At 57.9% G+C, this 25243-nt stretch carries 29 protein-coding genes and 1 pseudogene; 15 read left to right on the top strand and 15 right to left on the bottom strand.

All coding sequences use genetic code 11. The annotated features are described in order from the left end of the window. The first annotated feature begins 86 nt into the window (after positions 1 to 86). Both NA645_RS09140 and NA645_RS09135 read left to right on the top strand, forming a co-directional pair. Positions 87 to 950 (top strand): isocitrate lyase/PEP mutase family protein, encoded by an 864-nt coding sequence (locus tag NA645_RS09140; protein ID WP_131649717.1) that lies wholly within the window; start codon positions 87 to 89, stop codon positions 948 to 950. A gap of 35 nt (positions 951 to 985) precedes the next feature. After that, positions 986 to 2137, top strand: a complete 1152-nt coding sequence (locus NA645_RS09135; RefSeq protein WP_256048504.1) for an MFS transporter — start codon at positions 986 to 988, stop codon at positions 2135 to 2137. Positions 2138 to 2156: 19 nt separating this feature from the next. Here the strand turns inward: NA645_RS09135 and NA645_RS09130 are convergent, their stop codons facing one another. Continuing rightward, positions 2157 to 2876: a TorF family putative porin gene (locus tag NA645_RS09130; RefSeq protein WP_256048503.1), complete on the bottom strand. Its 720-nt coding sequence runs from the start codon at positions 2874 to 2876 to the stop codon at positions 2157 to 2159. 264 nt (positions 2877 to 3140) lie between these two features. Here NA645_RS09130 and NA645_RS09125 point away from each other — a divergent pair, with 264 nt between their 5' ends. Continuing rightward, entirely contained in the window at positions 3141 to 3407 is a 267-nt protein-coding gene (locus tag NA645_RS09125; protein ID WP_131649720.1) for a DksA/TraR family C4-type zinc finger protein, read from the top strand. 134 nt (positions 3408 to 3541) lie between these two features. Here the strand turns inward: NA645_RS09125 and NA645_RS09120 are convergent, their stop codons facing one another. Next, a complete protein-coding gene (locus NA645_RS09120; protein WP_131650038.1) occupies positions 3542 to 4051 on the bottom strand; it encodes a GNAT family N-acetyltransferase in 510 nt (169 codons plus the stop codon). A 203-nt stretch (positions 4052 to 4254) separates the two neighbouring features. Here NA645_RS09120 and NA645_RS09115 point away from each other — a divergent pair, with 203 nt between their 5' ends. Both NA645_RS09115 and NA645_RS09110 read left to right on the top strand, forming a co-directional pair. Beyond that, positions 4255 to 6249 (top strand): methyl-accepting chemotaxis protein, encoded by a 1995-nt coding sequence (locus tag NA645_RS09115; RefSeq protein ID WP_256048502.1) that lies wholly within the window; start codon positions 4255 to 4257, stop codon positions 6247 to 6249. A 102-nt stretch (positions 6250 to 6351) separates the two neighbouring features. Beyond that, the gene (locus tag NA645_RS09110; RefSeq protein ID WP_272892016.1) at positions 6352 to 6978 is read left to right on the top strand and encodes a pseudouridine synthase; all 627 of its coding nucleotides are present in this window, start codon (positions 6352 to 6354) and stop codon (positions 6976 to 6978) included. A 21-nt stretch (positions 6979 to 6999) separates the two neighbouring features. Here NA645_RS09110 and NA645_RS09105 read toward each other — a convergent pair whose 3' ends face one another. The 4 genes from NA645_RS09105 to NA645_RS09090 all read right to left on the bottom strand — a co-directional run bounded on the left by NA645_RS09105 (position 7000) and on the right by NA645_RS09090 (position 9570). Then, positions 7000 to 7218, bottom strand: coding sequence for a DUF2788 domain-containing protein (locus tag NA645_RS09105; protein WP_256048501.1), 219 nt, complete (start codon positions 7216 to 7218; stop codon positions 7000 to 7002). Positions 7219 to 7431: 213 nt separating this feature from the next. After that, the gene (locus NA645_RS09100) at positions 7432 to 7911 is read right to left on the bottom strand and encodes an Lrp/AsnC family transcriptional regulator (RefSeq protein ID WP_256048500.1); all 480 of its coding nucleotides are present in this window, start codon (positions 7909 to 7911) and stop codon (positions 7432 to 7434) included. A gap of 304 nt (positions 7912 to 8215) precedes the next feature. Beyond that, on the bottom strand, positions 8216 to 9154 hold the full coding sequence (locus NA645_RS09095) for a cation diffusion facilitator family transporter (RefSeq protein ID WP_256048499.1): 939 nt from the start codon (positions 9152 to 9154) through the stop codon (positions 8216 to 8218). After that, positions 9154 to 9570, bottom strand: a complete 417-nt coding sequence (locus NA645_RS09090; RefSeq protein ID WP_256048498.1) for a polyribonucleotide nucleotidyltransferase — start codon at positions 9568 to 9570, stop codon at positions 9154 to 9156. The genes NA645_RS09095 and NA645_RS09090 overlap by 1 nt, the downstream gene beginning before the upstream one ends. A gap of 215 nt (positions 9571 to 9785) precedes the next feature. Between NA645_RS09090 and NA645_RS09085 the strand changes: the two genes are divergently transcribed. Beyond that, entirely contained in the window at positions 9786 to 10250 is a 465-nt protein-coding gene (locus tag NA645_RS09085) for a DEAD/DEAH box helicase (protein WP_272892015.1), read from the top strand. A 27-nt stretch (positions 10251 to 10277) separates the two neighbouring features. Here NA645_RS09085 and NA645_RS09080 read toward each other — a convergent pair whose 3' ends face one another. Both NA645_RS09080 and NA645_RS09075 read right to left on the bottom strand, forming a co-directional pair. Beyond that, a complete protein-coding gene (locus tag NA645_RS09080) occupies positions 10278 to 10877 on the bottom strand; it encodes a DUF6088 family protein (RefSeq protein WP_015275564.1) in 600 nt (199 codons plus the stop codon). Between the two features lie 166 nt (positions 10878 to 11043). Further along, entirely contained in the window at positions 11044 to 11334 is a 291-nt protein-coding gene (locus tag NA645_RS09075; protein ID WP_003292631.1) for a helix-turn-helix domain-containing protein, read from the bottom strand. A 104-nt stretch (positions 11335 to 11438) separates the two neighbouring features. Here NA645_RS09075 and NA645_RS09070 point away from each other — a divergent pair, with 104 nt between their 5' ends. Together NA645_RS09070 and NA645_RS09065 are read left to right on the top strand one after the other, a co-directional pair. Continuing rightward, the gene (locus NA645_RS09070; RefSeq protein WP_003292632.1) at positions 11439 to 11885 is read left to right on the top strand and encodes a hypothetical protein; all 447 of its coding nucleotides are present in this window, start codon (positions 11439 to 11441) and stop codon (positions 11883 to 11885) included. Positions 11886 to 12104: 219 nt separating this feature from the next. Then, positions 12105 to 12443, top strand: a pseudogene (locus NA645_RS09065) (three-Cys-motif partner protein TcmP); the annotation flags it as partial. Between the two features lie 90 nt (positions 12444 to 12533). On the opposite strand, the gene NA645_RS09060 reads toward NA645_RS09065, so the two are convergent. Continuing rightward, the gene (locus NA645_RS09060) at positions 12534 to 13214 is read right to left on the bottom strand and encodes a heavy metal response regulator transcription factor (RefSeq protein ID WP_003292635.1); all 681 of its coding nucleotides are present in this window, start codon (positions 13212 to 13214) and stop codon (positions 12534 to 12536) included. A 424-nt stretch (positions 13215 to 13638) separates the two neighbouring features. On the opposite strand from NA645_RS09060, the gene NA645_RS09055 reads away from it, so the two are divergent. The 7 genes from NA645_RS09055 (at position 13639) to NA645_RS09025 (ending at position 20041) form a co-directional block, all read left to right on the top strand. Beyond that, positions 13639 to 13848 carry a co-regulatory protein PtrA N-terminal domain-containing protein gene (locus NA645_RS09055; protein ID WP_015275566.1) on the top strand — a complete coding sequence of 70 codons (210 nt, stop codon included), beginning with the start codon at positions 13639 to 13641 and terminating at the stop codon, positions 13846 to 13848. Between the two features lie 317 nt (positions 13849 to 14165). After that, positions 14166 to 16007 (top strand): copper resistance system multicopper oxidase, encoded by a 1842-nt coding sequence (locus tag NA645_RS09050; protein ID WP_003292636.1) that lies wholly within the window; start codon positions 14166 to 14168, stop codon positions 16005 to 16007. Positions 16008 to 16019: 12 nt separating this feature from the next. Next, complete coding sequence (locus NA645_RS09045; RefSeq protein WP_003292637.1) at positions 16020 to 16322, top strand: hypothetical protein; 303 nt, start codon at positions 16020 to 16022, stop codon at positions 16320 to 16322. Continuing rightward, a complete protein-coding gene (locus NA645_RS09040) occupies positions 16312 to 17310 on the top strand; it encodes a copper resistance protein B (RefSeq protein WP_015275567.1) in 999 nt (332 codons plus the stop codon). Before NA645_RS09045 ends, NA645_RS09040 begins: the two co-directional genes overlap by 11 nt. Before the next feature lie 9 nt (positions 17311 to 17319). After that, complete coding sequence (locus tag NA645_RS09035; RefSeq protein ID WP_003292639.1) at positions 17320 to 18129, top strand: c-type cytochrome; 810 nt, start codon at positions 17320 to 17322, stop codon at positions 18127 to 18129. 478 nt (positions 18130 to 18607) lie between these two features. After that, complete coding sequence (locus NA645_RS09030; RefSeq protein WP_015275568.1) at positions 18608 to 18937, top strand: four-helix bundle copper-binding protein; 330 nt, start codon at positions 18608 to 18610, stop codon at positions 18935 to 18937. Between the two features lie 378 nt (positions 18938 to 19315). Beyond that, entirely contained in the window at positions 19316 to 20041 is a 726-nt protein-coding gene (locus tag NA645_RS09025; RefSeq protein ID WP_003292641.1) for an SDR family NAD(P)-dependent oxidoreductase, read from the top strand. Here NA645_RS09025 and NA645_RS09020 read toward each other — a convergent pair. From NA645_RS09020 to NA645_RS08995, 6 genes are all read right to left on the bottom strand, one after another. Then, complete coding sequence (locus NA645_RS09020; protein ID WP_003292642.1) at positions 20016 to 20471, bottom strand: DUF305 domain-containing protein; 456 nt, start codon at positions 20469 to 20471, stop codon at positions 20016 to 20018. The genes NA645_RS09025 and NA645_RS09020 overlap by 26 nt on opposite strands. A gap of 544 nt (positions 20472 to 21015) precedes the next feature. Then, on the bottom strand, positions 21016 to 22683 hold the full coding sequence (locus NA645_RS09015; RefSeq protein WP_015275569.1) for a hypothetical protein: 1668 nt from the start codon (positions 22681 to 22683) through the stop codon (positions 21016 to 21018). A 105-nt stretch (positions 22684 to 22788) separates the two neighbouring features. Then, complete coding sequence (locus tag NA645_RS09010; protein WP_003292645.1) at positions 22789 to 24162, bottom strand: heavy metal sensor histidine kinase; 1374 nt, start codon at positions 24160 to 24162, stop codon at positions 22789 to 22791. Between the two features lie 90 nt (positions 24163 to 24252). Beyond that, a complete protein-coding gene (locus tag NA645_RS09005) occupies positions 24253 to 24483 on the bottom strand; it encodes a hypothetical protein (protein WP_003292646.1) in 231 nt (76 codons plus the stop codon). Between the two features lie 23 nt (positions 24484 to 24506). Then, positions 24507 to 24764 carry a DUF2933 domain-containing protein gene (locus NA645_RS09000; RefSeq protein WP_003292647.1) on the bottom strand — a complete coding sequence of 86 codons (258 nt, stop codon included), beginning with the start codon at positions 24762 to 24764 and terminating at the stop codon, positions 24507 to 24509. Positions 24765 to 24796: 32 nt separating this feature from the next. Continuing rightward, on the bottom strand, positions 24797 to 25114 hold the full coding sequence (locus tag NA645_RS08995; protein WP_003292648.1) for a co-regulatory protein PtrA N-terminal domain-containing protein: 318 nt from the start codon (positions 25112 to 25114) through the stop codon (positions 24797 to 24799). Positions 25115 to 25243 lie beyond the last annotated feature (129 nt).

The raw sequence follows: 25243 nt of genomic DNA, 5'->3' as shown, positions 1-25243 counted from the left end.
GGATGTGCCGCCGGGCCTTCCGCGTAGCTTCCAACATCGACCAACAAGGGCGACTCGACCCTTGCGTGCTTTATTCAGGAAAAATCATGCAAAGAATTTCACATCACACCTTGCGCAACGAATTCCGCCAATTGCTGGCGTCTAACCGCTGTTACCACACCGCTTCAGTGTTCGACCCGATGTCGGCGCGCATCGCTGCCGACCTTGAATTCGAAGTCGGCATTCTCGGCGGCTCGGTCGCCTCGCTGCAGGTGTTGGCGGCACCGGATTTCGCGCTGATCACCCTGAGCGAGTTCGTCGAGCAGGCCACTCGCATTGGCCGCGTGTCGCGCCTGCCGATCATCGCTGACGCCGATCACGGCTACGGCAACGCGCTCAATGTGATGCGCACGGTGGTCGAGCTGGAGCGCGCCGGAATCGCCGCGCTGACCATCGAGGACACCCTGCTGCCAGCCAAATTCGGCCGCAAATCCACGGACCTGATCGGCATGTTCGAGGCGGTCGGCAAGATCCAGGCGGCGCTCGAAGCGCGTATCGACCCCGCGCTCGCCATCATCGCCCGCACCAACGCCGGCGTGATCGGCCTGGAAGAGGTGATCGCCCGGGTCCAGGCCTACGAGGCGGCGGGTGCCGATGGCATCTGCCTGGTCGGCATTGAGGATTTCGAGCAGCTCGAGCAGGTTGCGGAAAAACTCAGCGTGCCGTTGATGCTGGTGACCTATGGCAACCCACGCCTGCGTGACAACGAGCGGCTGGCTGCGCTCGGCGTGCGCATCGTGGTCAACGGTCACGCCGCCTACTTCGCGGCGATCAAGGCGACCTACGACTGCCTGCGCGAACAACGTCAGATCGACGCATCGGACCTCAACGCATCGCAGCTCTCGGTCAAATACTCGACCGCCGACGAATACATGGCCTGGGCCGAAGACTTCATGCAAGTCAAGGAATAACCGCTGCGCCGCTCATCCATCGCTCGGGGAATTCAATGAGCCCACGCCTGCTGACCTTCATGGTGGCTTTCGCCGCGTTCCTCGGGCCGTTCACCCAGACCGTCTACGCGCCGATTCTGCCGGAGCTGGGAGCGGCGCTGGCGACTACGCCGCTGATGATCAATCTCAGCATCTCGATCTTCACCTTCGTGCTGGCGTTCATGCAGATCGTCTACGGCCCGCTGGTCGACCGTCGAGGTCGCAAGCGCACGCTGCTGGCGGGGTTGGCGATCTATGTCGGCGCTTCGCTGGGCTGCTTCCTGGCGCCGAATATCGAGACGCTGCTGGTGTTTCGCGCGCTGCAGGCGGTGGGTATCGCCGCCGGTGCGGTGGTGGCGGTCACGGTCATTGGTGATCGTTTCGAAGGGGCGGAGCGTGGCCGGGCGATGGGCTCGTTTCAGATGATGGTGGCGCTGGGGCCGGTGGTCGGTCCGGTAGTTGGCGGCTTCGTCGGCGAGCACCTGGATTTCCATTTCGTGTTTCTGCTGCTGGCGGTGGTCGGCGCCGCCGCATTGCTGACCAATGCCATCTGGCTTCAGGAAACGCGCCCGGCCGGGGCCACGTCAAAGGCCTTCCATCCCGCCGACTATCTGGATGTGCTGCGCAACCATCAGGGGCTGGCGATCATGCTGCTGAGCTTCGTGCAGTACTACGCCTTCTACAATTACCTGGTGTTCATGCCGCGTGTGCTGGACACGAGCTACGGCCTTAGCGCCAGCGAAAAGGGCTTGGTCTTCCTGCCGCTGTCGATTGCCGTGGTAATCGGCAGCTTCGCTGGCGGTCGGTTACTGGGACGCTGGCGGGCACGCCCGACGTTGCTGGTGACGGCCGGGTTGAATGCCCTCAGTTTGCTGCTGTTCCTCGCCGTTGCGCAGTGGTCGCTCGCGGCGCTTGTCGTGGCGGTGAGCGCCTTCGGGCTGTTTCTCGGTCTGTCGCTGCCGGTGCAGACCAGCCTGCTGATGGACCTTTACCCGCGCAACCGCGCCACCGCCGTTGGCAGCTACAACTTCTTCCGTTTCATGGGCATGGCCACCGGCCCGGTGTTGGGGTCTTGGCTGTTTCAGAATGGAAGTCTGGCGCTGCTGTACGGCTTTGCGGCCGCGGTATTCCTGCTGGCGGTGCTGCACGCGCAAAGGCGCTTTCGCTAGCGCAGACTCCAGGGCTCGCTCAGAACAGCTGGCGCTCGGCCTTGAACATGAAAAAGCCCTCGCAGTGAGCGTTCAGCCCCGAGTACACGCCGCATTGGTCGCCGCTCAGGCTGGAGTCGGTATAGGACAGATTCAGATCCATGCCGAGCAGCGGGCGGGACAGATTCAGCGACCAGTCGTTGAAGACGCGCACGCTGCCGCCGGGGTGATACATGGGGCTGTCCATCGAGTGGCTGGCGTATTTCAGGCGAACCCCGACATCGAATGGCTGAACCGATCCCAGCTCCAGGAACAGCGTCCCGTCGGTGCGCCCCGGCGCGCTGCGTAGCGCGCCTCCCAGGCGGCTGCCGGCCAGGTTGATGCCGGCGTAGTACTCGTGACGATCGTGGTTTTCCAGCTCTGGAAAGCTGTAGCGGATCACGCCCAGCTCGAAGCCGAGCGTGTCGTCAAGGCGCGGCTGGGCATAGCCGACGTAGCTATTGAGCTCCAGCTGACTGCCGTCAAGAATGCCCATGCTCGGTGCCCATTGCCCCATGTACAGGCCGCCGGCGTGGGTCAGGTCCAGCCCTCCGCGAAAGGTGCCGGCGGCGGTCGGGTTGACCAGGCCTTGCGCCATGCTCCGGGTCGGTGCAGTGCCGAGCTTGAGGTCGAACGCCCCGACCTCGTGTTCGACGACGTCCGGTTGGCTGGCGCATCCGCCCAGAGCAAGCGCCAGGGCCATCAGGATATTTTTGTTCATACACCGTTTCGCTGGTGGATAGTTGTGCCAGCCGTACGTGCACAAGGGCGCATTGCAGAGCGGTGTGGTTCGGCTTGGCCATCGATCGGCTGGAAAGGGTAGTGCATGCCTTCGCGGCTCAAGCCCCGCTCGTCGTTTTGACGCCAAGCAAACGACAGGCGGCGCCGAAGGCTGATCCCAGCACTGTGCGTCGCGTGCTGAACCGCTCACGCCGCAGCAGCTCAAATATCGAAGAGTGATTGCTCGAATAGGCAGGAGGTTGCGATGGCCACCGGTTGGGCGAACGAAGGCGCCGTGCAGGACCAGATCGACAGCACGATCGAGGACGCCGTTCAGCGCGCCCGCAGCAAATTGGGGCGGGGCGAAAGCCTGACGCACTGTGAAGAGTGCGACGCCAAGATTCCCGAGGCGCGGCGGCAGGCGGTCCCGGGCGTACGGTTGTGCGTGAAGTGCCAGTCCGAACAGGACAAGCGAGAAGCCGCATACAGCGGTTATAACCGGCGCGGCAGTAAAGACAGCCAGCTGCGGTGAGCGGTGAGGGGATTCTGGAAATGGCGGACCTGACGGCTGCCGTCGGTTTCGGTGGAAAAGCCTTCAGCGTTTCCACCTATGCGATCGGACGCTTCATCCATGCAGGCGGGTATCGAGCTCGAAGATGAGTGTAATTACGGGTTGGCTGTGCGGCGCAGGGTCAGCTGCATGACCGTCAGGTCCAGCCAGCGGCCGAATTTGCAGCCAACCTGGCGCATCTGCCCGACATGGATGAAGCCCAGTTGCTGGTGCATATGGATCGAGGCCCGGTTCTCGCTCTCGATGGCCGCGACCATCACATGCTTGTCCAACTGCCGGGCGCGCTGGATCAGCGCCTGCATCAGGCTGCGCCCGATGCCGCTACCACGCTGACCGGGACCCACGTAGACCGAATTTTCCACCGTGTGGCGGAAACCATCGTGCGGGCGCCAAGGGCCGAAAGATGCGTAACCTGCGACCCGCTGCTCGTCGTCGACGGCAACCAATACCGGATAGCGCTGTTCATGGCGTTCGGCCAGCCAGGCGCGGCGATTGGCGAGGTCGACGGTCCGGTCGTTCCAGATCGCTGTGCTGTTCTGCACCGCGTCGTTGTAGATCTGCAGGATGCCGTCGAGGTCGGCGTCCAGGGCGTCACGTATCTGCACGTTGAAATCCTTCAAAGCGGTTCTGAGTGATGGCGGCGATGGCCGCAACAGTCATTGACTCGTTCTTGCGCGATTGGTTGATGCCTCGCCTGCCGAGCCGCTCGTCGACTGCGGTCGCTTGGCGCTCAATCTGCGGGGCGGGCAGCCGTAATGCTACATAACCCAATTCCTTGGTGATTTAGTTCCTTCGTGGAGTTTGTAGTATGTCCATCCTGCCTGCCCGGATCGCGCCACGCATGACGCTGGGCGTTCTGGTTCTTCTGGTGCTTACCGCTCTGGCTATCTTCGGGGTCATGACCCTGGGTGGCAAACCGAGGCTGGTGGCCACGGGAACCGCCGCCGCTGAGCAGTCGGCCAGCGCATTGGCCCGTCAGCTTGCGCTGCAGCTCAGCCGCATCGAAGGCACCACCGCCGCCATGGCGCATCTGGCTGAAAGGATGCCCAATGACGAAGCGTTAGTGCTGTCGACCTTGCCCAACCTGATCGATAGCCAGGGCGACGCCGCTATCGCTGGCGGCGGGCTGTGGCCGGAACCGAATGCATTCACGCCTGGCATCGAGCGACGCAGCTTCTTCTGGGCGCGCAACGCCAGCGGCGGGCTGGATTATTCGGAGGAATACAACGCGGCGCAGACGTCCGCCTACCATGCCGAATCCTGGTACAGCGGGGCTCGCGCGGCGGCGCCGGGACGTTGCGTCTGGTCGGACGGCTATCAGGACGCGGTCAGCGGCGTGGCGATGACTACCTGCAGCGTGCCCTACACTCGTGACGGCGCGTTCGCCGGCGTTGCGACCCTCGATCTCAAGCTCGATGACTTGGCCCGCTTCCTCGAGGCGAACGGCGGCGTGACCGGCGGCTACGCCTTTGTGGTCGATCAGGCTGGCAATCTGCTGTTTTTCCCGGGCGCCAAGGGCAACGGTGGGTTGCCGGCCATGGCCGATCTGGTGCGTGAGCAATCCTGGCTCAAACCAGTCGCCGACGCCGTTGCCGCTCGCGGCGCGGAAGATGCCGTGCTGTTCCTGGAGCACGACGGCCTGGTCGACGGCGCGGCTTACGTGACGCTGGAAACCATGGACGGCACGGGGTGGCGCGTTGGCTTGGTTACGCCGGAGGCGAACGTGACCGGCCTTGCCGACGAGCTGACGCAACAAATCCTGCTGCTTCTGTTGCCGCTGCTGGCGTTGCTGCTTGGCATCGCCTGGCTGGCAGGCAAGCGTCTGTTGGCACAGCTCGAGGAAACCACCGGACAGATCGAGCGACTGGGGCACGGCGGTGGACATGACGATGCCCAGCTGGAGATTCACCGCGCCGACGAACTCGGGGCATTGCGCGGCGCCGTCAATCATTACGCCGGTTCGCTGCGCGACATGCTGCGCCGCATCGGCGAGGAGTCGGCAAGCCTGGAGCGGCAGGCCGACGAACTGGCCCGGCTTTCCATTGGGCTGGCTGATCGTGCCGAAGCCCAGCGACAGGACAATACTTTGCTGGCGACCGCGATCACTGAAATGTCGGCCAGTGCGGCTGAGGTCGCGCAGAACACGACCGACTGCTCCGACACCGCCCGTCAGTCACTTGCCGAAGCCGAACAGGGACAAGGTCAGGTGCAGCGCAACAGCGAAGCGATCGCCGGATTGGCTGGCGATATATCCGATGCCGCCTCGGCCATCACCCAGCTCGGCGAGGATATCGAGCGCGTTGGCGGGGTGTTGGACGTCATCAAATCCATTTCGGAACAGACCAATCTGCTGGCGCTCAATGCGGCCATCGAGGCGGCGCGTGCCGGCGAGCAAGGTCGCGGCTTCGCGGTCGTGGCCGACGAAGTGCGGACCCTGGCGGGACGCGCGCAGAGCTCAGCGGATGAAATCCAGCAGATGATCACCCAGTTGCGTCAGGCCTCGGCCCAGGCGGTTTCGACCATGCAGGCCGGCGCCCAACGCACCGATGAAGCGGTACGGCAGGCTGACGGTGTGGCCGGTACGCTGGGCAACACGGTGAGCAGCTTCAATGGCATCGTCCAGCGGGCGCAGCAGATTGCCGTGGCGGCGCAGGAGCAGAGTCATGTCGCCCAGGAAATCAACGAGCTTGCGGTGCGCATTCACACCGCAAGCGAAGAAGGGGCCCGTGATGCGGCGACGCTGCGCGAACTCGGCCAGGGCATGCAGGCGATATCGCAGCGGCTGGCGGGTATGAGCCGCTGACCGATTGGCTTTCGTCATGGCGCGCCGCGAGCTACAGGCCGATAGCTTGCGAGGTCGGGATTGCCGCCCTAGCATGGCCGCCCCGACCTGGAGCCCCTTGTCATGCCACGCCCTTCCACCCCGCGCCCGCAGCGCCTGACCGGCAAGGCTCAGCCACGCCGCGTGGCCAAGGCGCCGCCGGCCGAACCGCGCCTGTTGCTAATGAACAAACCCTTCGACGTGCTTACCCAGTTCAACGATGCCGATGGACGCGCCACGCTCAAGGATTTCGTGCCAGTGGCGGGCGTCTATCCCGCCGGCCGCCTGGATCGGGACAGTGAGGGCCTGTTGCTGTTGACCAATGATGGGCAACTGCAGGCGCGCATCGCCGATCCCAAACACAAGCTGGCGAAGACTTATTGGGTGCAGGTCGAAGGCGAGGCGAGCGAAGGGCAGCTGGCGAGGCTGCGCGAAGGCGTCGAACTCAACGATGGCATGACGCTACCCGCCGAAGCCCGCATGCTCGACGAACCGGCGCTGTGGCCGCGCAATCCGCCGGTGCGCTTTCGCAAAAGCGTGCCGACTAGTTGGCTGGAACTGGTGATTCGTGAGGGCCGCAACCGCCAGGTGCGGCGCATGACCGCAGCGGTCGGGCTGCCAACGTTGCGGCTGGTGCGGGTCAGAATCGGACCCTGGGGGCTGGATGGGCTGCAGCCGGGCGAATGGCGAGAGGTGTCGGCGCATTTGTGAGCGTCGGCGCTGAAAACCGAGTCAGTGCGGAATGCCCTGCGTCACTTCGATGACGTAGCCGATGATCGGCTTGGCGACGAACGCGAACAGGCACAGGCCCAGCCCCAGAAACAGAATGGTCGTACCGAGTCGGCCGGCTTTGGATTTCTTGGCCAGGTCCCAGATGATGAACGCCATGAAGGCGATCAGGCCGCCGACCAGGACGATCATCATCCACTTTTCGAAAACTTCGGGCTCCATCGATTACTCCGCTTGGCTAGAGACCAGACCCTGTGAAAACGCAGCGAGCGCGTGGTTCACGCAGTCTGAGTCGAGATAGCTATGACAGCGGGCGAACGTTTTATCAGCGAGCGAAACGCTTTTTCTATTAAGTGGTGCGCGCGGGGGCATAGCAAGGCGGCGGCGATTATACGCCAAGTCCGGCAGCGACGATCCCGGGCGCGGCAATGGGTCTCAGCCGCGCAGGTGTTGCAGGGGCAGTTCGGTGCTGGACGATACCTGACGCAGCACGAAGCTGGAGCGCACGCTGGAGACGCCTTCGATGCGCGTCAGCGTACCGAGCAGAAAGGCCTGATAGTGCTCCATGTCGGGCACCACGACCTTGAGTTGATAATCGGCGTCCATCCCGGTGACCAGGCTGCATTCCAGCACCTCCGCGCATTTTCCGATCACTCCTTCGAAATGTTCGAAGCGATCCGGCGTGTGCCGGTCCATGCCGATCAACACGTAAGCGGTCAACGTCAGGCCCAGCTTCTTGCGATCCAGCAGGGCGACCTGACGCGCGATGTAGCCATCGTCCTCAAGCTGTTTGACCCGTCGCGAGCAGGGCGAAGGCGACAGGCCGATACGCTCGGCCAGGTCCTGATTGGAGATACGCGCGTCGTGCTGCAATTCGGCGAGAATTCGCAGGTCATGGCGGTCGAGTTTGCTCATTTCGAATGGCTCGCGTGGTTTGATTGCGTGGAACTATGCTCCGTTGCGCATGAATTGCGCAATCCTTGTCAATTTGAGCAATCTTCGCAAGCATCTGCCGGTACGTGGCGCGTAAGCTTTATCCAACTTCAGCCCCCGACAGAACTGACGTGGCACCTTATCCCGCCGCGCCAACCGCCGACCTTATCGAGGTCATCGGTCCGGGCCAGCACCGCCCACAAGGCGCTGCCGAAGACCCCGCCACAAGCGGTCAGCGAATTCAGCAGTATTGAAAAAAGACCACGTCTCGCCACGTGGTCTTTTTTTATGGCTGGCCGGCAGGTTCTGGCGTTGGGCGCGGCCTCACCACCTCCTGCGGGTCGGCATGGACCAGCACCTCGGCACGCGGGTAGCGGTCCTGAATAGCCGACTCGACCGCCTCGCACAGCGCGTGGGCTTCGATCAGCGGCAACTGGCCGGGCAATTCCAGGTGCAGCTGCACGAACCAGCGGGTACCAGAAACGCGGGTGCGAAGATCATGACAGCCAACCACGCCGGGCACAGCGCAGGCCAGCCGATGCATGTCCTCACTGACGTCCGGCGGCAGTTCGGTGTCCATCAACACCGCGCCGGCTTCACGCACGATGCTCAGTGCGCTCCAGAATATGTACACCGCGATGGCGATGCCGAAAATCGCATCCAGGCGATCCCAGCCGTACCCGGCGAGGATCAGGGCCACGAGGATGCTGCTGTTGAGTAGCAGGTCGGAACGGTAGTGCAGCGAGTCGGCGCGGATCGCCGTGGAGCCGGTTTCGCGCACCACATGACGCTGGTAAGCCAGCAGCGCCACGGTCAGCGCCAGAGACAGCAGCATCACCGCGATGCCCAGCGTCGGCGCGCCCAGCGGCTGCGGATGCAGCATGCGGTCGACGCCCTGGACGCAGACCAGGATCGCGCTCACCGAAATGAACGCACCCTGGCCAAGCCCGGCCAGCGCTTCGGCCTTGCCGTGGCCGTAGCGATGATCATCATCGGCGGGGCGCAGCGAGTAGTGCACCGCCAAAAGGTTGAGCAGCGAGGCGGCGCCGTCCAGCAGCGAGTCGGTAAGACCGGCCAGCAGGCTGACCGAACCGCTCATCCACCAGGCCAGCGCCTTGCTTGCCGCCAGTGTCAGCGCCACGACCAACGCCAGGCGCGTGGCACGGCGCATCAATCTCGCGTGTTCGGCGCTGACGCCCCTGCGCCGGTCGCTGGTGTGTTGCATCAGGCCGCGGGACGCAGTCCGAAGGCAGCCAGTTGCTCGATGCTGCCGTTGTGCTGGATCAAGCGCGGGTCATTCAGCGGCAGGCTGCGGCCGGTTTCCGCTTCGATGATGGCCTTGAGTCTGGCCTGGTCGACCACACCGTCGGCGCCGATGGCTTCCTGAAGCTTTTCCGGGGCCATGGAATATTCGTTGTCAGGTAGATAGATCGCACCAGTGGCGAAGTCGATGCCGAAGGCGATCAGGCCGGGAATCACATAGAACAGCAGGCCGACGGCGTTGGCTACGGCGATGGCCGGGTCGATCTTGCCGTCGATCTGCCCGCGCCGGTCGGGATAGAACAGCGTGCCGCAGGCGGTCAGTTGGGTGAACAGGGAGACGGCCAGCACGCCGCCGATGACACGGGAACGAGTACGCATAAGGACCTCCGGAAAAGTGGGCGCAACTATACAAGGGCCGCGTGATGTTTTCTCGACATCAGACCGTCTTGCCTGGGTGACCGTTCGCCACGTCCTGCACTGGAGGTTGGAACTAAAGGAAAAGGCGACCGAGTTGCCTTGTCGTCCAGCTTTCCAGCCTCCAGCGCTTTTATCGTCTTTACCTTTTACAATCCGCCCCTTGACGCGGAGTGCCCATGATTTCCCTGCCGATCGATCAAGCCCTGCCGGCGCTGCGCCAGGCCCTACGAATCCGTGACGAAGCGGTGCTCGAAGCACCGCCCGGCGCCGGCAAGACCACCCGCGTTCCGCTGGCGTTGTTGGACGAGCCGTGGCTGGACGGGCAAACCATCCTGATGCTCGAACCGCGGCGGCTGGCCGCACGCGCCGCGGCAGAACGGCTGGCCAATGAGCTTGGGGAGAAGGTCGGCGAGACTGTCGGTTATCGCATCCGTCTGGACAGCAAGGTCGGGCCGAACACGCGTATAGAAGTAGTCACCGAAGGCATCCTGGCGCGCCGACTGCAGGACGATCCCGCCCTCGAAGGCGTGGGGTTGGTGATTTTCGACGAATTCCACGTTTTGCTAAATGCGCAGGAAGTCGCATTGTCTTGTCAGAAAAGCCAGCCACGTCTCGCCTCAGGCTTTGGTAGCTGCCAGTAGGTGGAGTCGGGTAGGTGCTATTGCGCACTACTCAATCTCCTTGGCAGCAAAGCGCAATGCCGACCGCATCCACTCCGGCATCTTGCAGGCCCGGAGCTTCATCAGCTCTTCGCCGCTCAGCGCACTAACAATCTTGGAAACCACATTAGCGGACAGCCCTTCTTTCCCGATGTAGTAGAGAGCAGTAAGCGCCACACCTACCGTCGTGCCGGCGTGCTGCAAGCGGTCCTTGGATACGTGGCGGAGGCGAACCACCGCATTGCCAACCTTGATCTCGCGAGTAGATCCGCTGGTGTAAAAGGTCGGCAACACCTGCATCTGTGTGCTGAGGCCCAACCTCCGAACAGCCTCCGCGCCGTGTATCTGGATCGTCTCGCCGTTCGCCTTCGTGATGACCTCCACGACAGCCAGCGGACTCGGGCGCACCACCCTGCCGGTGTACTTGCTCATTTTGGGGCGCATGTAGACACCGCGAGCGACTCGCTCCAGCGTGCCTGATTGCACCAGCCTAGAAAGCGCTTTATTAATCGACGCACGGGAACCGACCTGCGCGAACACCGCGCCGGCAAATGGCCTCCCCTTTGGCATGTGCTTGACTCGATTTAAAATAGCTTGCGCGACGGACATATGAGCCCCAAAAAGTCAGAATCCACATATTTTCTGACGCCCACAAAAACTATAAGCCCTGCCAAAAACAGGACCTCCAGGCCAGCCACTGGGGACAGAGGGACAGCAAGATCAACACTCACTGTGCGGCCACGGAACCGGCCCCTCACACAGCCTCGCTGAGTAATCAGTCAGGTTCGACTAGAGCTCTCAACTCCTCACCAACCTTCTCCAGGAGCTGCTCAAAACTTTCAGGAGCTTCGGATCCAAGCAAGTAGGTCAGGGCCAAGAGGGTGACAGGGTGAGTGTCGAGCACCGTGCAGAGGCTATCGAGCTTTTCGAGAGTCGGGCTCGTTGCCCCGCGCTCCAGCATGCTGACGAAGGTACGACTGCTAACGAGCGAGAAATCTTCCTGTGCCAGCCCCCTACGCTGCCGCACGAGCCTCAACGCTTTCCCGAACGAATCCCGGACTTCCATTTTGCTGCTCCGCAAAATGGAACGATGAAGCGCGATTGAACAATATATGACTACAAAATATATTGTTCATCAATCAAGTACAATTATCATTAGGAGATTGGCGCGTGTTCAAAACCAGTCGGAATGCGGAACTGCTTCCTGGGCTCTCAACAGCGCCAGATGGCGTGCAGTTCTGGTCATATGTCGAGCTAGAGATGACCTGGCCCTGGTTCTACCTGCAGATCGTTGAGGACGATGGAAACGCGGCCTTTCGAAGCATGCTAATGGTTCCGTCGGTTCCATTGCTGGAACAGGTCATAGCTGCGCAGACCGAGCACGCCTGGCTGGAGCAGGCGTATCTTGTGAGTCCCGGGCATATGAACGAGGTGGGTCGCTGGTTGATGGAGCCGTTACTGGAGATCCTTTCAATTCGTGATGCACAAGGTAGCGAGCTTGGGCACCAGTACCGAGTGGAGGGAGATCGCACGTACTCAACCTCAGCGTGTCAGTCTCTCGGCAGTCGAATTAGTAAACACGTGATCTTCTCTGCTGCATTACATCTGCGAGGCTAACGCCCCACTTCCTACCCGTATCCATAGTCCCATCTGAACCGAGCTCAGTTGTCTTTCCAGAATTCGCTCCGCTGCACAAGGCCGAACTCATCGCCAGTCCTATCGGGATTCTCGTCGAACATGGTGTTGACCATACGCTCGCGGCGGAGACCACTCAGCGCTCGGAAAAAGCAGGCCTCACAGAGATGCACCTCATAACGCTCGCCATCATGCAAACACGATTTGCTGTTGGATGAGCATCACTTCGACGATGCCACCGATGACCGCGTCCGAGGAGAACTTTCAGAGCTCTTGCCCAACCAGGTCTACGAGGTAGAACGGCAACCTTTTTTGGGCCTGATGAGCGGATTGACCAACTACACCATGGCTGACGAGTTTCGCGTAAAGCAGGCGCTCGATATCGCTGTTGCGACCGGTGATTTGCTGGCGGTCGGTAAGGATGGCAAGACCAGGCGTCGCAAGGGCACTAGCATCAAATCCAGTGATATTCTGATAGCTCCCCCGCAGAGACCCATCTTCTTCGTGCCACAGCTGAAGAAATCCAGCTCGGAGAACTGAGGTTCGGCACCGCTCCTTGCTCGGTGGCTCGCCTTAACCGCATCGGTACCGGTAGCTTGGCCCATCGCGTGAAATGCCGAGCATTTCGCTCTAGGGGTCTGGCGCGTCGATCAAATAGCCCATCCCACGCGCGGTTTGTATGAGCTTAGGTTCGAACTCATCATCGATTTTTGCTCTCAGCCGTCGTACCGCCACCTCAATCACATTGGTATCGCTGTCGAAATTCATGTCCCATACTTGGGAGGCGATAAGGGACTTTGAGAGCACTTCCCCGCGACGCCGAAGTAATAGCTCAAGAAGTGCGAATTCCTTTGCAGTTAGGTCTATTCGTTTCCCCGATCGCGTAACTCGACGCCTGAGCAGATCGACCTCAAGGTCGAGGAGTTTGAGTATTGTTTGGTTGGGGACATTATTGCCGCGGCGAAGCAACGTACGGATCCTGGCTAGCAATTCGGAGAAGGCGAACGGCTTGATGAGATAATCATCAGCGCCCAACTCCAATCCCTTTACTCGATCCTGAACCCCGTCTCGGGCGGTGAGAAAGAGCACGGGAACCTCATTACCAGCAGCGCGGACTTTCTGTAAAACCTGCCACCCATCCAGGCCAGGCATCATCACGTCTAAGATGAGCAAGTCGTATGTGGTATGAAGCGCGTGCTGAGCAGCATCGGTCCCGTTTTCAACTCTATCGACTGTGAAGCCTGCCTCTGAAAGCCCCTGCTGTAGGTAGGTGCCTGTTTTCGGCTCGTCTTCAGCAACAAGAAGCTTCATGAAAGTATTCCCTCCGGCATTTGGAGCAGTGTGCCGATTGTCAGGGCGTGCAGCCAGTACCTTACAGAAACGTAATGCTCGCATCATCTGTCTGACAGCTTGTAGCGTTAACGTCTACATCAGCAGTTGCTCCCACACTCTGCTTTTTGGCCTTTTCCATGCTCCTTTGGCCTATCGGCGCCTAGATGGCGCCCTTTTTTTGCCCGCTGGAAACAAGACCTATTTGCCTGAACGAAAAGGCACCATGCACGCTACCTGCGCTTTCGCTTGGGCTCACTGCTTTTATGCATTACTGACGAAACCGTAATGTCTAAATCAGGCTTCTGACAGGAACGCTCGGTTAGCTTAGACACAGGACCAAGCCAAAGCCCCTATTTATGGAGCTGCGCTGGGTCTCCCATGTCTTCGAACGAGGTAACAAGTAATGAAATTCTTCAGATCCGTTTCTGTACTGCTCGCCATCGCAGCAAGCTCTTCCTATGCAATGGCAGAAGGTGGTGGTGATCGTACCTTTGCTCGTATGGAGCAGGCTCGCCAAATAGCGATCGCTAGTTATCAGGCTGACCAGAAGGACCAAGCCCAGGAGGTAGCCTCAAAAGCAACTTCAGCGAAGCACGCCCACGCTAATTGCTGAAGCGAAACCTTACGCAACTGTGACCATGCACCTTGAGTATCGTTGCAACCGGATCCTTGCACGGAAATCAAAAGCCATTGCGCAGCTTCCACCTGGAGATTGACATGCTCACAGGCGATTTTTTGGGCGATTTCTGAAGCGCTTTAAGCTTACAAAAATGTAATCCCGCGTCTTTCTTAGGCATGCCATATTTACGATTAAAGGCGAGTCGCTTGATAAGACAGACCGTGCGCGAGTTTCTAAGATCAATTAACGCTGGCAACACCAACCTTACGGCTGGTTTCGGCTTGGCTCCTTAGTTTGATTGGAACCTACACATGCAACGTAAAACCTCTAGGCGAACCTTTGTTAAAGGCTTGACTGCCGCAGGCATCCTTGGCGGTCTTGGCTTGTGGCGAGCTCCGGTCTGGGCAGTGACTAGCCCAGGCCAGCCCAGCGTACTAAGTGGCACGGAGTTCGATCTGCTGATTGGGGAGACGCCGGTCAATATCACCGGCGCGGCCCGGACAGCGATGACTATCAATGGGACCATCCCAGGGCCGCTTCTACGTTGGCGTGAAGGGGATACCGTCACGCTGCGAGTCAGAAATAAGTTGAGCGAAGATACATCGATTCACTGGCACGGCATGATCCTGCCGGCCAACATGGATGGCGTGCCTGGATTGAGCTTCCACGGCATCGCTCCCGATGGCATGTATGTCTACAAGTTTCAGGTTAAACAGAACGGTACCTATTGGTACCACAGTCATTCAGGCCTACAAGAGCAGCTTGGTGTCTATGGTCCCTTGGTCATCGATGCGAAGGATCCCGAACCGTTCAGCTATGACCGCGACTATGTGGTGATGTTGACTGATTGGTCCGATGAGGATCCCGCTCGAATCCTTTCTAAGCTCAAGAAGCAGTCCGATTATTACAACTTCCACAAGCGCACTGTCGGAGACTTCATTAACGATGTGAGCGAAGACGGCTGGGCCGCTACGATTGCGAATCGGAAAATGTGGGCTCAGATGAAAATGAGTCCCACCGACCTCGCCGACGTAAGCGGCTACACCTATACCTATCTAATGAACGGCCAAGCACCCGACGGGAACTGGACCGGCATCTTTAAGCCCGGCGAGAAGCTTCGTCTGCGGTTCATCAACGGCTCGGCCATGAGCTATTTCGATGTCCGCATTCCAGGGCTGAAGATGACTGTAGTCGCAGCCGATGGCCAATACGTCAACCCAGTTAGCGTCGACGAATTCCGCATTGCCGTGGCAGAAACCTACGATGTGATTGTCGAGCCTGCGACCGAGGAGGCTTACACGATCTTCGCCCAATCGATGGATCGCACAGGATACGCCCGTGGCACGCTAGCGGTTGCCGAAGGGCTGAGCGCTCCTGTTCCAGAAACCGATCCTCGACCACTAATCACCATGGACGACATGGGGATGGATCACGGCAGCATGGGCGGTATGGCGGGCATGGACCATGGCGGCGACATGGGCGCGATGGACCATAGCAACATGTCCGGCATGAACCACGGTGACATGCAAGGGATGGGCGACATGGGCGCAATGGCCGGCATGGATCACAGCAAAATGGGTGGGATGTCCGGGATGGACCACTCTGGAATGGCTGGGATGAGCGCAGGTATGCAATCGCACCCGCCCTCAGAGTCCAATAACCCACTGGTGGACATGCAGACCATGAGCCCAACTCATAGGCTGAACGATCCCGGTATTGGCTTACGAGACAACGGCCGCCGAGTCCTGACCTATAGCGACTTGAGAAGCACTTTCCCCGATCCGGACGGCCGTGAGCCCAGTCGGACGATCGAACTCCATCTCACCGGCCACATGGAGAAGTTCTCCTGGTCATTTGACGGTATAGAGTTCTCTGATTCGGAGCCCCTGCGGCTCAAATATGGCGAGCGGGTACGCATCACTTTGGTCAACGACACCATGATGACCCATCCGATTCATCTGCATGGTATGTGGAGCGATCTTGAAGATGAGAATGGAAAGTTCATGGTTCGCAAGCACACGATCGACATGCCTCCAGGTTCGAAGCGCAGCTACCGCGTGACAGCCGATGCGCTCGGGCGTTGGGCTTATCACTGTCACCTACTGCTTCACATGGAAATGGGCATGTTTCGTGAAGTCCGAGTGGACGAGTAAGAGGAACTTTATATGGGAAATTTTACGAAGCGTAAAACTCTTATCGGCAGCGCGTTAATGTTCAGTCTGCTGGGCGTAATGAATATGTCAGCTGCGTTTGCAGAGCAAAAGCATGATCAGCACAAGCAATCATCGGCTTCATCGCAGAATCCAGGCAACAAGCCGGCATCTCAGACACAAGGCACCTCTAACTCAAAAATGAACCACGACGACATGGATCATGGCTCGATGGACCATGGAGAAATGGAGCACGGCAAGATGGATCATGACCCCAAGGCCACTGATACTGAGGTGGATTCGCACCATGACCACTAGACCTTCTCGCTTTGCTCTGATTGCGCTCGGAGTTTCGTTGAGCGCAGCGGCTGGAGGGACAGCCAACGCTGCCGAGATGATGGATCATTCGATGCATCAAACCCCTCCTGCTGAGGCAGCTCAAGCCCCTGCATCTTCAGCGAAGCCCGCAGCTAAGAATCATGGCTCCGGTGGGCAAACGGACCATTCTGCGATGGGTCATGGTGCGATGGACCATAGCACGATGAACCATGGCCAAATGAAGCATGACGATACGCTCGAAATGCCCGGCATGGTTCATCCCTCGTTCATTCCAGTATTGACCGATGCGGATAGAGAAGCGGCTTTCCCTGGTCTTCAAGGTCATACAGTCCATGACAAGTATCTGGCCTGGTTCCTTCTGCTAGATCAACTTGAGTACCAGAACGCAAATGAAGGTAGCACCCTCAGTTGGGAAGCTACTGCCTGGGTTGGTGGCGATATCAATCGGTTCTGGTTTCGCTCGGAAGGTGAGCGAACGAATGGCGTTACTGAAGATGCGGAAATTCAGGCGCTCTACGGGCGTGCCATCAGCCCCTGGTGGGATGTGGTAGCAGGTGTTCGCCAGGACTTTAAGCCCGAGTCGCCGCAGACGTGGGCGGCTTTAGGCGTCCAGGGGATGGCTCTGTATAACTTTGAGGCGGAAGCCACCGCCTTCGTCGGTGAAGGTGGGCAGACAGCAGCACGTTTTGAAGGCGAGTACGACATTCTCCTCACTAACCGGCTGATCCTCCAACCGACTGCCGAGCTCAATTTCTATGGCAAGGACGATCCTGCGCGCGGAGTAGGCGCTGGTCTCGCAAACACAGAGGTGGGGCTCCGCCTCCGATACGAAATCGTTCGTGAGTTCGCACCGTACATCGGCGTCACGTGGAGCCGGGCATACGGTAATACCGCCGATATGGCGAGAGATGAAGGCGAAGACGTAGATGAGGCGCGGTTCGTTGCTGGCATCAGGCTTTGGTTTTAAGGACCCTAGATGAAAAGAATAATTATTAGCTTCGCTGCCTTCTGCGCACTAGGCCTGTTGGTGGTGGCCGGTGTTGTTTTCTCGGGACTAATAAACGTTGCCGCGGATGATCCTCATACGGGAGTCGTGCACGCATTCCTGGAAACTGCTCGCAATCGCTCGATTGAGGTTCGCTCCGAAGACATAGTCGTGCCATCTCTCGACGATGAAGACCAAATCCGCGCCGGGGCGGGGAACTACGACTCGATGTGTGTGGGTTGTCATTTGGCGCCAGGCATGGCTGAGACCGAGCTAAGCAATGGCCTTTATCCCGCTCCACCCAGCCTGGCTGAAGCGGGGCCATACGATGACCCAGCAAAAACATTTTGGGTCATCAAGCATGGCATTAAGGCCACTGGGATGCCCGCGTGGGGTAAAAGCATGGCTGACCCGTACATCTGGGGAATGGTGGCTTTTCTGCAGAAGCTTCCTGAGTTAGATGAAGGAGCGTATCGAGCACTCGTTGCGTCTAGCGGTGGTCACCAGCATGGTGGTGGGGAGACCCCAGCTGGGCATAGTGAGCAACACGGCGAGATGGCCTCGGGCGACCACCATCAGGGCGACAGTGGCGGCTCGGATCACCATGGCTCCAGCAGCACAGGTGGAGCATCCGGCCAATCAGGCTCCGGTCATCATGGTAATAACGAAAGCGATGACCATCATGCGTCCGAGGAGCCCCAGGCGGTTGAGCACAGCAATGGCAGTGACAGTGCCGATGCGGAAGGCAAATCCCCTTCAAAAAACCATGTGCACGCAGACGGGAAGCAACACGAGCACTAACATCCGGTATATGTGTGCCTATGCGGTTCTGATCGAGGCTCTAAGAAAGGCGGTTCAGCAAGCAGAGGATCGGCCCTAGGCCATCCTAGTCGACGCAACGGTACCGGAGGGCTTTGCAATTGCTTCCTTCCTAAAAGTTAGGCCGCAAGGCCAGTAACTTACCTAGTTAAGCGGCTTGCGCTCCGGCCGTTCCCCAACGAATGCTCCCAGTCGTGGCGACAGGGAGCTCCCTCATTTTCAACTCAATCATCTCGAACAGACTAGCGAAGCCGTACAGGCAATCTGACGGCCACATCGCCACCAACTGCGCCCGCAGATCCCCGGTGCGGTTGGACTTACCTTACAACATTGTAATGAGGTTTTTCGAAACGGGCTCGGTAGGAGCGTGTCGTAATTCAGTGTCTGCTAACAGGCTGATGAGCCATATCGGCCAGTAACCAAACGACGAAATACAACTATCGAACCCTGGAGAACGTAAATGACAAACTCAATGTTCGCATCCTGTATCCAAGCTTGTTCGAACTGTGCCCTAGTGTGCGAAATGTGCGCCTCTGCTTGCCTACGCGAGGATGATGTAAAAATGATGGCTCGCTGCATCGAGCTTGACCGCGACTGCGCGGACATTTGCAGGTTGGCTGCCACACTGATGAGCCGCGAAAGTGAATATGCTAAGAAGTTCTGCGCCCTTTGCGCCAAGATCTGCCGTGCATGCGGAGAGGAATGCGCGAAGCATGAAATGGATCATTGCCAAGAGTGTGCGAAGGCGTGCATGAACTGCGCTGAGGAATGTGAGCGTATGGCAGGATAACATCCGTAACTCACTGCTCTGGCACTACTAAATTGGGAGTGTCAGAGCCCCTCGAAGAATAAGAAAAGCCATGGTGCGCTTAATGTTCGCGCCTCCATGACATATCGAAAAAGTGCGTACGATACCCGCAACTGCCAAGAGCGAATCAATCCCTGTCCAGCAGCATTTCATTCCAAAGCGAAATACGATAGTTACGCGCTAGCAACTCTTACTTAGCCACCGATGATCGCCACCGTAACGGTCTATTCTCTTGCCACTGTCTCCCGATTGAGCGCTGAAAACTAATTGAGTGAATTAGCATGAAAGCTCCTGGCAAAAAGGCGGTCCAACAACAACCAAGCGGGCCATGCGACCTTATTTTGCTGGGAGAAAACGAAAATGGTTTTGCGAATATTCCCATCGCAGCGATTGGCTTTGCTGCTAGTACTGCTCGCCGTTCTGCAACTCAGTGGCTGCGCCGTTTCCCCGCGCCTGAAACCAAGCGACCAGCCAAGCGTTGCTCGCAAAACCTTTGTCATCACTGGTGCCTCCAGTGGCTTCGGCCGCGGCGTGGCGCTCAAGCTTGCCGCTCTGCAAGGCGACGTGGTGCTAGCGGCCCGCCGGACCGACGTGCTCGAAGAACTGGCCGCGCAGATACGCATGGCTGGAGGATCGGCACTGGTGGTGACCACCGACGTGAGCAACCCGAACGAGATGCAGGACTTGGCACGAGCCGCCATCGAGCGTTTCGGCAGGATCGACGTTTGGATTAACAACGCTGCGGTCGGAGCGCTGGGTCGTTTCGAGGACGTTCCCGTCGAGGACCATGCGCGGATCGTGGATGTCAATCTTAAGGGCATGATCTATGGCAGCCACGCAGCCATGCGCCAGTTCAGAGCTCAAGGCTTCGGCACGCTTGTCAACGTGGGCTCAGTCGAGAGCGAGATACCGCTGGCTTATCATGCCTCCTCCGCAGCGACCAAAGGTGGCGTCATAAATCTCGGCGCGGCAATCGCTGAGGAGATTCGCCTGAGCGGTAGCGAGACCATCAATGTCGCCACCGTCATGCCCTGGGCTGTGGACACACCGTTTCTGGGAATCAATTTGCCCTTTCTAGTTCATTGATCAGGGACTTCATTTCTGCGATTTCTCGGCGCTGAGCGTCGATGATTTCGTCAGCTAACTTGCGGACGCGAGGATCTGAAATCTGAGCTCGTTCACTTGTTAGGATTGCTATGGAATGGTGGGGGATCATGGCCTTCATGTAGTCCGTGTCGTCTACCGTCGCTTGCCCACGTACAAGCCATAGTGCAATGGTAAAAGCTACTGCACTTCCTGCCAATATCGCTAGGTTTACTGACTTACGCTTATACATGTTGAGCATGAATGCGAGCATGACTACTGCCATTACCGCGCCCATCACTAATGCCATCCAAGCGCGAGTCTCGCTCCAAAAAACATGCTCGAACGAGTAAGTATTTAAGTACATCACGCCATACATAATGATCGTAGACGTGGCTACCATCGCTGCAAAGCGCCAGTAAGACATTTGCATAGTTAGACCTCTTTAATGATTGCTGCTGGATCGGCGACTCAACGTGTTCGCGCAGCCCTGCTTAGAAGTGGCTTTCGAATGCTCTCCTAAAAACGGACAAGCCGAAGATGATGAGGTTTCGATTTTTTGAGAAGCTTACAAAAATGTAATCATCGACCGCTTTAAGACCGGCTTAAAGCGCTGCCAGCGCTGTACTACGCGTAATGTTCCCCTGAACTAATCAATCGCTAATAGCTTATAAGCAGACAATACCAACGTCGCGCTATGGACCACTGCGCGAAAGAGCGGGCCCACTAAGATGGCCTTCAAGCCTTGAGACCCGACTACTCGGCTTAGCAAGCCCAAAGAGTTATCGTGAGCAATAGAACACTCGGAGAGAACAATTCAGCACCCAGCATATGCCACGTTCTTGTCGAGTGTGACCGCAGGGTTAGTATTCGCACATTAGATGTGTGGCGGCTAAGACGGCTGGGTGTAGCTGGCTCCAAAACTGAGCGGCGAGGTTATTCTGTCCCAAGCCGCGCCTTTCGTGGCGCGCGGGACCTCACTCACTTTGAAACAACAGACCTTCGATTCGATCATGTTCTTCCGGTGTTGGCAGGGCAGATGAGTCAACATTGCCAATACTATTTGGCTGACCATTTTCTGGTGGGCCAACTTCAGGGTGGTAGGCGCCATCTGCGTCGAAAGCAACCCAGCCGTACAATTCTCGGATGACTTCGGAAGGATGGCCATCTTCCATTGCCACATACCAGTCCGCCAATCGGAAACGCTTACCGGCAAGCTTAGAAGTAGCCATTTCGGCTCGAACCAGCGCCAGATATAGCGGGTGCGGCAGTTCCTCTACGGCGCCGGTTTCGTCGAGCAAGAACATGAACGAGGCGTGCGACCGTTGCTCTGTAGAACCGGCTCGCTCCTCTTCCTCGCCTAAGGTAAAAACGGGAGCAAAACCGCCCCCCTCTGTTCTGAAGTTGGTCGTCTGGCCTTGGTAGACCCTGGCAGCGTTCCACTGCACCTCGCCAGCATAAGCGTAAGCGCGCAGATCAAACTTCATCGATCGTACCTGAGGGTCGGCGACGATTCTACGCTCGCCAGGAGCTACAAGGGACTGGGCCACGTAGTTTCCGCCAACGATTTCTTCCCAAACGCGCTTGGTGAGCTTGTCTCCTCGGTATGCACCGCGACTACCATACCCGCTGACAGGCTTGAAAAAGAGGCTACGGCGGTTTTGCCACAGGTGCTCTGCATTACCATGCCCGACAGGAACGGTAAGCGGGACGTATTGGGCCAATACGGTTCGGATTTGCTGATCAACGCCAATCTCTTCCAAAAAACGTGCGTTGGTTAGGTCAACCAACCTGCGTTTGTCGGCGTAAAGGGCATAGGCCTGAGGGTGTGGCGTTACCGTCACGACATCAGCCAAATAAGCGCTGCGCAGCGCGCTGCAATTGTCGCCTTCCAGATAGAAATCGGTGAGTCGGTTGTAGACGAGATCCACAGGCTTTCCGTCGACCAAGAGGGACTCGTTGTGAAAGGCCAGATCGGCTGGGTCTGCGATTAGGCAGTCGATTCCTGCTGACTCGAATAACCGCTGAAAAAGAAGGAACTCCGGATACAGGTATTGGGCTTGTGGGCTTTCATCCAAGATCACCACGCGCGTGAGCGGACGTGGCTCGCCGCTCGTAGACCATTCCTGGGCGAACATATCCAGAATCGAACGCTCGAAGCCGCCGGGTCCTTCCTGACCTGGCGAAAGCCCGACTACGCCGCTGCAACAACTACGCTGCGCGCGGGCGAGCAATACGTTTAGCATCGCTCCGCCCGCATTTGTGTTTATTTCGATGAGCCCAAGCTTGTCATCATCCAGATGGAAGTCGTAGCCAAAGAAGACGCCGCGCGCGCCCCGAGGATCGTGTCGGGCAATAGGAGGTGCAGAATCCAGAGCATGCTCACGCCAACCGGGCGAGCTCACGGTCTGCTCGATGGCCTGAATAACCTCATTAACCTGGCGCAGCCGCAAGGATGAAACAAAGACCGGTCGTGCTGCAAACACATGAGGGCAACGTGACTTCAATAGCTCCGACAGCTCTGAATTCCCAAGCTGTTCGGTCAATGAGTTTACGAGCGCAGCTTGATCTAGGCTTACGCAGAAGCACGCTTCGTTGAGCGCTGCGGCTGTCGTACCGCATTTTCTCGATGAGGACGCTTGCACGGGAACCTCCAGAACCAAACATACAGCTTCGAAAGTCTCGGCCTCTTTCGGTTCAGCCTGGCGTTTCTATGAGCGTAGGTCAGGGTCGTTGCTGGCACTCTGCCATTAACTAGACATAAGCTTTGGAAGCGTCATTGTGAAAGTCGTATGCCCCTCAGCTGATTCGCAAGCGATGCGCCCTTTGTGCGCTTCGACTATCGAACGAGTGATAGCCATGCCGAGGCCCGCATTCATGGTGGTTCCTTCGCGCCTTGCGGTGTCGACCCTATAGAATCGATCAAACACTCGGGCCTGAAGCTCGGCTGGAATCGTTGTGCCTCGGTTGGATATGGCTGTGCAAACCGAGCCACCGCTCTCGCTTATTTCAACGCTGATGGTGCTGCCTTCCTCTGCATATCGAACTGCGTTAGAGACTATGTTTGAGACGGCCCGTCTCAGCATCGATTTATCGCCATGTACCGATCCATCGCCTGAAAGCGCGATTTCTACCTTTTTGTCCTCGGCTGCAAGCTCGTAATATTCGATAACGCTCGCGGTAATCTCAGCCATGCTGGCATCTTCGGCATTGGGCGTAATCTTCCCGTTGTCCGCCTTGGCGAGGAATAGCATGTCATCGACCATCTTTGACATGCGCCTAAGTTCTTCGAGGGCGGAATACAAAATGTCTTTGTAGTCGGTATTCTCGCGGTCGCGCAAGAGCGCGACCTCCATTTGGGTAAGCATGCTGTTCAGCGGCGTTCTTAGCTCATGCGCGATATCCGCTGAGAAACCTGACAATCTGAGAAAAGAGTCGTCCAAGCGCGAAAGCATTTCGTTGAAGTTGTCTACGAGTTCATGCAGCTCGCCTGGCACCGACTCGGTTGGAATTCTGGTATCTAAGCAGTGGGCGGTTACTGTAGAAGAAGTCTTGGACAGTTCGTCTATTGGTTTTAAGCCTTTCCTGATCAGAACAACACCTAACGCGCCACTCAGAAGTGCACTAACGACAAGCGTATAAGCAAACCACTGCTGAATCATATCGAAGAAGTGGATTCGGTGCGTTACATCCAAAGCCAAATAGATAACAGTGTCCTGCCCTTCTACCCACCGATTTACTTTTCTGGTAATTCCGCTGTACTGGTGGCCACCGAAACTTACCGTCCAGCGTTCCTCTTGGATGTCTGTGACAAGAGGTAGCAAGCTCTCAGACAGATTGTGATGGGAGTAAACCGTCTTACCGTCTACTACAACCGCAGTCGCGAAGCCAAAGGAGTGCTCAATAACGGCATCGATCCTTGAAGCGGTCTCAGGCCCGAATGCTGAGCTGTTGAGTAGCGTACGCTCTACTGCAGCGGCCTTTTCATTAAGCACTTGTGCATCTTTGCGTTCGAAATGGAGCTGACAAAAATAATTAAAGCTGATTGCGGCCGCCAGCAGCACAACCGTAACCACGAGCATGAAAGCTATCGCCATTCTGCTCGTCAGTGACACTTTTCCCATCAGTACGGTCCTGGTTAGGCCATCAAGCACAAAAAAGCAGGTGGGGCACCCCCCACCTGCTTCGATCATTGTTACTCACACCCTCATATCCTATGCTGCGTCTGGATTTTCGCCATTTTGCGAGTGGTCGGCTTTGGCGGCCCCCATCATCTCACGACACTCTTTCATCATTCCACGCATGTCACCCATCATTTCCATATGCTTGTCGCCGCTCATCATGCCGGTTTCTGAATGGCTTTGGTCCGCTTTATCTGCCGCTGCGAAACTCAGTCCGCTCGCCAAGGTGATTGCGATTGCTGTAACGGTGATGGCCTTTCGCATGTTAAATCTCTAAGTTCAGTGGGTTATTCGCTTTTGCTTAACAAGGTGTTTTCGCCAACGTTGGGCTCCTTGGGCTTGTCGCACTTACCGCTAGACATATGCTTCATGCATACGACCATCATCAACAAGCAGGGCAAGAGAAAGAGCAGGCTTGGCAGCGTTGTTGCCAACGCCGCAGTGCTTTGGTTCAGTAGCATGTAGCCAACCACAGCTGCGGTTAACCCCGTTACGACCGGATTGCGCTGCAGTACGCTTTTAATCTTGGATATTATGCTGCTCATCTAACTATCCCTCGGATATTAAGCTTGGCAGATTAGCCATTGTTCACGCCAACTGGGGTGCTCAGGAACTCTACCGTATGGATCTTCCCGTCGGGGGTCTTGACCTTCATCTCATACGTCTGGACTTGGGCACTAGTTCTATAGTTTTGAATCATTCGAGTCGTGCCGGTCGCCCCTGCAGGTGCGATGCTCAGCACTTGACCCTCTTTGACAAGCTCCTTAAGGGTGGGCTTTGCTCCTGCCGAGTCATTTAAGCGATTCAGCGTACGTTCGCTTCCGCCTTCGGCCATTGCAAGCGAGGAAGCAACGGTCAGAATAAAAGGAACGATTACTTTGGTTATGCGGTTCATGGTTTGCACCTCTTGGTTAGTTGATGCCTGTAGATTAAAGGCTTGCTACTTACAAGAAGCTGTTGCCAAGGTTACAAAGCGGTAATCGCTTCATTCTCGTGTTGGTACGACCGCCGCGCCTGCGGCGGT

The sequence above is a fragment of the Stutzerimonas stutzeri genome (genome assembly GCF_024448955.1).
In the GTDB taxonomy this organism is placed as follows: Bacteria; Pseudomonadota; Gammaproteobacteria; order Pseudomonadales; family Pseudomonadaceae; genus Stutzerimonas; species Stutzerimonas stutzeri_AQ.
This window is presented reverse-complemented; position numbering and strand designations above follow the sequence as displayed.